Genomic DNA, 8,428 nt, shown 5'->3' with positions numbered 1-8,428 from the left:
CAGCGCTACTGCCCGGCCGGCGTGTACGAAGTGGTTGAAGCGGAAGACGGCAGCGGCAAGAAGTTCCAGATCAACGCCCAGAACTGTGTTCACTGCAAGACCTGTGACATCAAAGACCCTGCCCAGAACATCACCTGGGTAACGCCGGAAGGCGGTGGTGGTCCCAACTACCCGAATATGTAAGCGGGTGTACTGACCAGAAAATGCCGGAGCTCGTCTCCGGCTTTTTTGTGTCTTTTTTCGTGTTTTTTCGTGGATTTCGTGGCAAAAAACCAAAAAAAACGGCCCCCGCAGGAGCCGTTCTTTGATCAACCTTTCGGAAGAGATCAGTGCACGTGGCCGTGCTCTTGCTCTTCGTCGGTTGCTTCGCGAGCTTCTACTACTTCTACGTCGAAGTGCAGAGTCTGGCCTGCCAGCGGGTGGTTGGCGTCGATGGTGACGGTCTCGTCACTGACTTCAACAACGCGAACAACCTGGGGGCCGCCCGGAGTCTGGGCCTGGAACTGCATGCCCGGCTCGATGGTGTCGACGCCTTCGAAGGCAGAACGCGGAACCGGCTGGATCAGTTCTTCGTTAACTTCGCCGTAGCCTTCAGCAGGAGCTACAGAGACTTTAACCTGGTCGCCAGCGCTCTTTTCGTTGAGTGCGTTTTCCAGTCCACCGATAATGTTCTGTGCACCTTCCAGGTAAGACAGCGGCTCACGGCCTTCTACGCGGGAGGAATCAAGTTGCTCTCCCTGGTCGTTAGTGAGCGTGTAATGGATGGTGACAACACGAGGTTGGGCCATGTGATCTCCTTGCGTGTCGCAATGACTGTGTATTTAAGATGTAGGTAATCGAAAGTAATCTTGAACAGCCATACTGCACAGAGGGACTAACGACCACCGGGCCTCGTTAGAGAGCCAGGCTCGATAACAAGTAAGAAAAGACAGTTTAACAAGTGACAGACTGCGTTTTCTACCTCATTCATTGGGGTGGTCAGAGGCTTTTCAACCGCCCTGCCCGATTTTCCAGAATTTTCCGTGGCTAAAAACTCCCAGCACGGTTTCGCCGTTTACCGTTTGCTCTTCAACAAACTCTGCCAACTGGTAAAAGGCATTGGTCACCAACCGTGCTTCCACGCCGTGCCTGACGGCGACAACTGGCCGGGGCTCGTCGCTGTCGGGATAGGCCCCCACCTCAAGCGGATGGTCCGGGCCGATTTCCAGGGTTTCGCCCATATTGGTGGTCACCGAAATCACCTGGCTATCACCCTCTCCCGTGGCCTCTGCCGAGTGGGCCAGCAGCGGCGTGTCTTCTACCGCAATCCGCCACTTCTCAACCGGGGTGACCAGGTAGTAGGCGCCGTCCTGCTCTTTTCGCAAAATCGTGGAAAACAATCGCACGATCGCTTCCCGGCCGATGGGTTTGCCCTCGAACAGCCAGGAGCCATCCCGGGTGATCAGCAGGTCCATATCCCCCAGCAGCCCCGGGTTCCATTGGTCTAGCGGCGGTAAGGCCTTGCCACCGGCATTCTGTTCAACAGCGGAGGCCAGTTCATCAGGCTTTCGGGTCATAGTGATCTACTCCGTTTACAGTCCGCGCATCCACTCGGGGCGCAGCGCCGCCGCACCGGGATTGCTGATGGCCAGGTTGACCTGCTCCAGCATTCGCTGTTTGTCCCGGCCCAGAGTGCCCTTGAGCACCAGGTAGTTGGAGGCATGGTCACTGCGGAAAATGGTTTTCTCCAGTTCCAGGTGCTCGAGGAACAGGCGGATTTCCTCAAACAACCCTTGCTGGCTCAGGGGTACGAAATCATCACCAAAACCCTCCCGGAAACGCTCTTCGCCCTGAGGAAAGCTGACAACCAGTGTCGACAGATAATCCGGCTGGGTTTCGTTGCACAGGGTGGCTGTGTTGATGGCATGCTGGCGCGACAGGGTTTCACCACCCAGGCCGTTAAGTACCATCACAGAGCTGGTCAGGCCTGCCTCGCGAATCTTCGTCAGGGCGGAACGGGTGGATTCCCAGCTCTCACCCTTGTTGATACGTTTCAATACTTCGTCGTCGCCGGATTCCATGCCCACGTACAGGATGCCAAGGCCGGCTTCGCGCAACTGCACCAGGTCTTCAACAGATTTCTTCGCCAGGTTTCGTGGCAGGCAGTAGCTTGAAACCCGCTGGAGGCCCGGAAAGGCGGTTTTCAGGTCGCTCAGGATTTCCAGCAACCGGCGGGTTGGCAGCACCATGGCATCGCCATCGGCCAGAAACACCCGGCGGACGTCACCGAAGGCCTCGGCAGCCTTGGCGATATCGGCCCGGATGTCCTCAGGCTTCCTGGCCCGGAATTTCTTCTGGGGCTGGGTGTACATTTCGCAAAACGTACACTGGTTCCAGGAGCAGCCGTTGGTTACCGGCAGGATCAGGGACTTTGCCTCGCTCGGCGGGCGGAAGACGGGTTCGATATACTCGATCGGAAAGCTGTACATGGCGTCTCGAAACTTGCGAAATGGAATGACAGGGTAAAGGTCAGGGCAGAAACTGTTCTTTCAAGTCAGCGCAGCCCGGGCCCACCACCGGCATATCCAGCACCACGGCCTGGGCGGTCATAAAGGGAATGCCCTTGCGATGGCCGTCCACCAGCAAGGTAGACAAGCTGCCCACCAGGGGCATGTGGGACACCAGCATCAAACGGGAAATATCGGTTTCCAGTAAAGCGTCAAGGCAAAGGCCCGGATCATCGTCCGGGGTAATGAACGGCTTTTCGTCTACCGGGCAATTCAGCACTTCAGAGACAATCGCTGCGGTTTGCCGGGCCCTGGTGTAGGGGCTGCACCAGATCCGGTCCGGGCGCCAGGACGATTTTCCGATAGCCGCGGCCACGGCTGCCGCCCCGTGCCGGCCCACATCGGTGAGCTCCCGTTCCTGGTCCAGGCTGTGCCAGCCGGCTTCGCCATGGCGCATGATGATCAGTTGCATAAGCGCTCCTCGTTCGCAGAAGCCTTTACTGGGTGATGGTACGGGGCAGAATAAATTCTACGTCAGAGTTCTGTACCGCCATCATCAGGCTGCTGATGACCGCGTTGATCGAGGCATCGTTGTACAGAATCTCGTAAAGCCCGCGCACCAGCGGCATGTAAATGCCGATGGATTCCGATTTCTCCCGCACCAGTTTCAGCGTGTAGATGCCCTCGGCCACCTGGCCCAGCTCTTTCACCGCTTCGTCCAGTTGCTTGCCCTTGCCCACCGCGTAACCAATCCGGTAGTTCCGGCTTTTGTTCGATGTGCAGGTGGCAATCAGGTCACCAACGCCCGCCAGCCCCATAAAGGTCATCGGGTTGGCTCCAAGGCTTACGGCAAAGCGGCTCATTTCCGCTAGCCCTCGGGTAATCAGCATGGCCCGGGCGTTTTCACCCATCTCCAGCGCCGAGGCCAGTCCGGCCACAATGGCGTAAATGTTCTTGAGGGCGCCGGCCAGCTCTACGCCATACACGTCTACGTTGGCGTATACCCGGAAATACTCGCACCCCAGCAGATCCTGCACCGTGCGGCGAACTTCCGGATCCTTGGCGGCAATAACCGTGGCGGTCAGCTCACGATTGACGATCTCGGCCGCCAGGTTCGGGCCGCTGAGCACACCGGAACGACAGCGTGGAAGCTCCTCCATCAGGATTTCGCTCATCAGCTTGAAGCCGTGTTCTTCAATACCCTTGGTCAGGCTGACTACAATCTGCCCTTCCCGGAATGCGTCGGCATTCTCGCGGATCACAGAGCGAAAGGCCTTGGAAGGGATAGCGACCAATACCACTTCGGCCCTGGCAACGGCTTCGGCCAGGTCTGTGGTGGGCTGCACGTCGCCTTCAATGGTGACATCCGGCATGTAGCGCTTATTCACACGGGTGCGGCGAACTTCCTCAGCCTGGGCTTCATCGCGCATCCAGAAATGGACGGTGTGGCCGTTTTCGCCAAGAACCTTGGCCATGGCGGTACCAAAGCTACCGCCACCCAGCACTGCAACGTCGTAAGACTTCGCCCCGTCTTTCGGGGGAGTGGTGTTTTCAGGCATATCATTTCCGTTTTATTGCGTACGGGCAGCGCACCCGTGGCGTGCTGAAACCTAGCCGGTTTCTTCACACTCCAGGGCACGCACCAGATTCTTGAATTCTTCCCTGTTCTTGCTGTTCATACCCATCAGGATTTTATGGGCGTCCAGAACCTTGTCTCTCACCTGCTGCTCGCTGGCCTTGAGTACGGGAATTTCTTCGAGTTCTTCTATCCGGGAAGCGGGCTCGCGCACAATGATAAAGATCTTGTCGAAACCCATTGAGGTAATAATGCGGGTAATATCAGGGTTGGTCGAGATCAGAGTCGGCAGGAAGCGGCTCTGCTTTCGGGCGGCCAGGGCAATCTTGGCCAGCAGCCCGAGGGTGGTGCTGTCGATAATTTCGGTCTCGGTCAGATCGATAATTACCGTTTTGAACTGCGGGTTACCCGTGATGATCTCAACCAGATTGTCCAGCGTCGAACACAGGTTCAGCCGGATTTCCCCAATAAACTTCAGGACGTAAATTCCCTGCTTTTCTGCTTGCAGGATCTTATAACCAGCCATTTTTCACACTGCCACTACGTCGACGACGTGTTATCTGGCCCGTCAAGGGCATCAGTTACCGAAACTATCGCGATATCGTCGGGCAACTCGGAGATGGTATCCAATCCCAGAGCCTCACTCAGCGATGCGATAGTGTGACTACCTCCAGACACGAGTTCAAGTAGTGTTCGTTCCTTTTCATCCAGCGATTTCGGAGCAATTACTTCCAGAATGCCGTCTGAAAACATCAACAACCTGAACGGCCGGTCCAGATGAACCTGATACACCTCCCATTCGGGATCTTCGAATAACCCCACCGGCAGGCCATTACCTTCCAGAAACCGGGTTTCGCCGTCTTCAAACGACAAAATCGGCATCGGGAAATGTGCACCCACCGCATAACTCAGTATACGTTCAGATATGGAAATTATCCCCACAAACACGGTTACGTGTTTACCCAGGCCGGTATCGAGCAGTTCCGAGTTGATCCGCTCGAGAAAGCGCTCCGGGTGAAGGATGTCGTCGCTGGACTGCCGTTTGAGGTTGCGCTGCAAACGATTGGTCAGGTTTTTCAGCAAGACAGTGACAAAGGCAGAGCTGGCGCCGTGGCCGGAAACATCGGCGATGTATACCAGCACCTTGTCTTCGGAGATGCGGAAATAATCGAGAAAATCGCCGCTCAGGTAGAGCGAGGGTTTGATCTTGTGGTCGACCTGCAACCCGGAAATCTGCAAATCGTGGTCCGGAAGCATTCGCAGCTGGACTTTGCGCCCGGCGTTCTGGTCTGCCCTCAGCTCCGCAATACCGCTGCGCAGCTCCCGGTTGGTTTCTTCCAGTTCCTGTCTGTACAACTGGTTCAATCGGTTAACCCGCACCCGGTCGAACAGTTTGCCGATCACATCATCCAGTGCGCCTTTGTCGTCGTTGCAGGGCTTGAGCACCACATCGGCGGCACCGGCCCGCAGCGCCTGGATAACATCGGTACTGGAGTTGCTGGCCGTGCAGGTAACCACCGGAATAAAGCTTTCCGAGTCCGCCAGCCGGGTGGTGAGATCACGGATGGCGTCGGCGGGCAGGTCTGCAAAGATGACGTCCGGGAGTTTATCTTCGAACAAGCCGCGGGCGGACTGGATATCGGGATACCCGGTCACGTAGAAACCCCTCGCTTCAAGGTAGCGTGACAAATCGTTTCGCGCCTGTTCGTCGGCATCGATAATCAGTATGCGCTCGGTGCGCGAGTTCATGTTGATTGCCTTAAACTACCAGCGATAAAAGAGAAATTCGGGTCATATCGCCTATTCTGGCATGCCCCTGTGATATAACAAGGTCGCTGTCATCATTTTGGGAGAATTGTAACCATGCGACGTGCCGTCAACGACCTGCTCGGAGCCTACGACAAGCTGATCATGGACCCGGTTCACGGGGGTATTCCCCTGTACCGCCATGAAATACAGGTTATTGACCACCCGCTGTTCCAGCGTTTACGCAACATCTGCCAGAACGACATTCTCAGCCTGGTGTTCCCCGGTGCCACCCACTCCCGGTTTCTGCACAGCATCGGTGTGATGCATGTGGGCACCCGGATGTTCCGTTCGATGATCGATGCCTACCTGCGGGAGCGGCAACTGAGCGAGAGCATGGACCTGAGCCTGAGCCAGCTTGATGCCATCGACTACCTTGCCAAGACCATCCGGCTGGGGTGCCTGCTGCACGACAGCGGCCATTCCAGCTTTTCCCACCAGTTTACCCAGGCCCGGCGCATCCGGGAGCTGATGTCCCGCCCCGGACGATTTGCCGACCTCTGGCAGGGCGTGGATTACTCCCGCTATCACCGGGGCGAGCCGGACGAACTGGAGCATGAGCACTATTCGGTGCGGGTGGCGCACGAAGTGCTGACCTCGGTCGACCTGGAAAGCGCCGGCCTGGATGCGGTGGATGTGATCGGCATTATGGAGACCACAGACGTCACCCCCAGCGACACCTTCTGCCGCCACGCGCGCACCTTCTGGGATTTCATCGCCGGCGACGATGCCGTTGCCGGGGCGATTCCGGAACGCGACATACCCGGGCTGGTCATGGGACTGTTGTCGTCCATTGTATCGGGCGAGATTGATGCCGACCGGGCCGATTATATGCTGCGTGACGGCTTCCACAGCTCCGTCACCATCGGTGGCTTTAACCTGGACCACCTGCTCAGCAACCTGCGATTTGGCTGGGACGTAACCGAGCCCTGGATGGGGCTGGCCATTACCCAGAAAGGCCTGGGCGCGCTGGAAGACTTTGTATACAGCCGTTACCAGATGTACCGCAAGGTCTATGCCCACAAGACCGCCCTGGGCTTTGACTGGCTGCTGCGCGAGGCGATTAACGAAGTCCTGGAAGACCCGGAAAGTTTCGAGTGGATCGATACCTGCCTGAGCGATATGAACTACTTCGCCGAACTGACCGACAGTTTCTTCTGGGAGGCGTTCCGGAAAGTGGCAAGACGGCAGCCAAAGAGCTATTCCTTCAGCATTGTGAACCGGGTGAAGCTCAAGCACCTGGACACCCGGGAGAACATGGCCAAGGCAGAGATTACCCAACACGGCAACTGGCTGGCCGGAGAGCTGGGCCTGAACCCGATGGATGTGGTCACCTGCTCCATGCGGGCCCGGTTTTCCAACATCCAGGACAATTTCAACGGCATCAAGGTACTGGTGAAGAATCCAGTCAGCCGGGAGCGGTCGCTTCGAAAGATCACCGATGTCAGCGCGTTCTTCTCCAAGTTTGGCGATGGCACCATCACCCACTTCTACCACCGGCCGGAAGTGACCACCCGGGCCCCTTCCGACCTGATGAAATAATCAGCCCAGGGCTTCAACCAGGCGAGTGGCGCTTTCCCAGGCGCCCTCTACCCGGCCGCCATTGAGCCAGTCTCCTGCCAGGCCTACGCCCAGCCCGGGTTCCAGCAGATAACCCGGCTGTTCCTGCTGCACCGAGCGGGCGTAAAGCCACCTGTGCGCTACGGCATCGGTCGCAGCGCCCTGATACCCGGTCAGTTCGTAAAAGGCAGCCAGCAGCTGCTCCGACACTTTTTCGGCGGGCTCCTCTACGTGGGCCTGCGTCCATTCCGGCGTGGCATGCAGCACCCACCACTGGCCCTGATCGTTGCGCTCCGGTTTAGAGGAGTTGTTAGCCACCCAGTAAAGCACGTCGGAATCCGGCCGCATGGCATCAAAATCATCGCTCGGCACTTCTTCAAAGTGCGCGGCCACCGCCCAGCAGGCCAGAATACTGTCTTCAGAATGGCCAAGACCGCCGGCAAGTTCGTTCAGCCCACTGGCCTCCAGCAGATCCCGGGCCTGGGCCGGAGGCGCTGTGATGATCACCTGGTCGTAGCTGCCGTGGTCGTTGCCTTCGGTGCAGATCAAGCGCCATTGCTCCCCGACCCGCTCCAGTTTCGCAATCCGTACCTGCGCGGTTACCGGAACGTGTTCGGACAACGCCCGGGTAATGGCGGTCATTCTGGGTACGCCTACGTAGCGGGTTTCCTCGGGGAACGCCTGCCACTGTTTATCGTCGCCCTGAAAGCCGAAACGGCCCTGCCAGGGGCCAAAATTGTCGGCTCCGGCAAACGCCTTCAAAAACGCCAGAAACTCCGGGTGACGGGCCGTGAAATACTGGGCTCCGATGTCCGCCGAGCTTCCCGAAACCCGTTTAGACGACATACGGCCACCGGGGCCACGACTTTTCTCGAAGACCCTGACATTATGGCCCTTTCGGCCAAGCAGAATTCCTGCGGTAAGGCCCGCAAGGCCTGAACCAATAATCGCGATACTTCGTATTGATGGGGTGTCTGACGTTACATTGAGCATGGTTATT

General features: G+C 57.6%; 10 protein-coding genes. 2 read left to right on the top strand and 8 right to left on the bottom strand.

All coding sequences use genetic code 11. The features are described from left to right. On the top strand, positions 1-183 hold a 183-nt coding region (locus tag B2589_RS12485), incomplete at its 5' end, for a 4Fe-4S dicluster domain-containing protein (RefSeq protein WP_286816786.1). Positions 184-326: 143 nt separating this feature from the next. Here the strand turns inward: B2589_RS12485 and B2589_RS12480 are convergent. The 7 genes from B2589_RS12480 to B2589_RS12450 all read right to left on the bottom strand — a co-directional run bounded on the left by B2589_RS12480 (position 327) and on the right by B2589_RS12450 (position 5,811). Beyond that, positions 327-788, bottom strand: a complete 462-nt coding sequence (locus B2589_RS12480; protein ID WP_058340902.1) for an FKBP-type peptidyl-prolyl cis-trans isomerase — start codon at positions 786-788, stop codon at positions 327-329. Between the two features lie 201 nt (positions 789-989). Beyond that, entirely contained in the window at positions 990-1,556 is a 567-nt protein-coding gene (locus B2589_RS12475) for a DUF1285 domain-containing protein (RefSeq protein WP_022988218.1), read from the bottom strand. A gap of 15 nt (positions 1,557-1,571) precedes the next feature. Continuing rightward, positions 1,572-2,468: a radical SAM protein gene (locus tag B2589_RS12470; RefSeq protein ID WP_232901030.1), complete on the bottom strand. Its 897-nt coding sequence runs from the start codon at positions 2,466-2,468 to the stop codon at positions 1,572-1,574. Between the two features lie 40 nt (positions 2,469-2,508). Next, positions 2,509-2,958 carry a phosphohistidine phosphatase SixA gene (gene sixA, locus B2589_RS12465; protein ID WP_022988216.1) on the bottom strand — a complete coding sequence of 150 codons (450 nt, stop codon included), beginning with the start codon at positions 2,956-2,958 and terminating at the stop codon, positions 2,509-2,511. Between the two features lie 25 nt (positions 2,959-2,983). After that, positions 2,984-4,045 (bottom strand): NAD(P)H-dependent glycerol-3-phosphate dehydrogenase, encoded by a 1,062-nt coding sequence (locus B2589_RS12460; protein WP_286816785.1) that lies wholly within the window; start codon positions 4,043-4,045, stop codon positions 2,984-2,986. 51 nt (positions 4,046-4,096) lie between these two features. Beyond that, positions 4,097-4,588: an STAS domain-containing protein gene (locus tag B2589_RS12455; protein WP_286816784.1), complete on the bottom strand. Its 492-nt coding sequence runs from the start codon at positions 4,586-4,588 to the stop codon at positions 4,097-4,099. 14 nt (positions 4,589-4,602) lie between these two features. Beyond that, the gene (locus tag B2589_RS12450) at positions 4,603-5,811 is read right to left on the bottom strand and encodes a PP2C family protein-serine/threonine phosphatase (RefSeq protein ID WP_058340898.1); all 1,209 of its coding nucleotides are present in this window, start codon (positions 5,809-5,811) and stop codon (positions 4,603-4,605) included. Between the two features lie 114 nt (positions 5,812-5,925). Here B2589_RS12450 and B2589_RS12445 point away from each other — a divergent pair, with 114 nt between their 5' ends. Continuing rightward, entirely contained in the window at positions 5,926-7,410 is a 1,485-nt protein-coding gene (locus B2589_RS12445; protein ID WP_286816783.1) for an HD domain-containing protein, read from the top strand. Here B2589_RS12445 and B2589_RS12440 read toward each other — a convergent pair whose 3' ends face one another. Further along, complete coding sequence (locus B2589_RS12440; protein ID WP_286816782.1) at positions 7,411-8,421, bottom strand: NAD(P)/FAD-dependent oxidoreductase; 1,011 nt, start codon at positions 8,419-8,421, stop codon at positions 7,411-7,413. Between the last annotated feature and the right edge of the window lie 7 nt (positions 8,422-8,428).

Source organism: Marinobacter sp. UBA3607, from assembly GCF_002375525.1.
GTDB classification, from domain to species: Bacteria; Pseudomonadota; Gammaproteobacteria; order Pseudomonadales; family Oleiphilaceae; genus Marinobacter; species Marinobacter vinifirmus.
This window is presented reverse-complemented; position numbering and strand designations above follow the sequence as displayed.

Excerpts from the sequence above, each read along its gene's own strand:
- B2589_RS12480 (WP_058340902.1), bottom strand. The coding sequence starts at position 788 with ATGGCCCAACCTCGTGTTGTCACCATCCATTACACGCTCACTAACGAC.
- B2589_RS12445 (WP_286816783.1), top strand. The coding sequence starts at position 5,926 with ATGCGACGTGCCGTCAACGACCTGCTCGGAGCCTACGACAAGCTGATC.
- B2589_RS12470 (WP_232901030.1), bottom strand. The coding sequence starts at position 2,468 with ATGTACAGCTTTCCGATCGAGTATATCGAACCCGTCTTCCGCCCGCCG.
- B2589_RS12450 (WP_058340898.1), bottom strand. The coding sequence starts at position 5,811 with ATGAACTCGCGCACCGAGCGCATACTGATTATCGATGCCGACGAACAG.
- sixA (WP_022988216.1), bottom strand. The coding sequence starts at position 2,958 with ATGCAACTGATCATCATGCGCCATGGCGAAGCCGGCTGGCACAGCCTG.
- B2589_RS12460 (WP_286816785.1), bottom strand. The coding sequence starts at position 4,045 with ATGCCTGAAAACACCACTCCCCCGAAAGACGGGGCGAAGTCTTACGAC.
- B2589_RS12455 (WP_286816784.1), bottom strand. The coding sequence starts at position 4,588 with ATGGCTGGTTATAAGATCCTGCAAGCAGAAAAGCAGGGAATTTACGTC.
- B2589_RS12440 (WP_286816782.1), bottom strand. The coding sequence starts at position 8,421 with ATGCTCAATGTAACGTCAGACACCCCATCAATACGAAGTATCGCGATT.
- B2589_RS12475 (WP_022988218.1), bottom strand. The coding sequence starts at position 1,556 with ATGACCCGAAAGCCTGATGAACTGGCCTCCGCTGTTGAACAGAATGCC.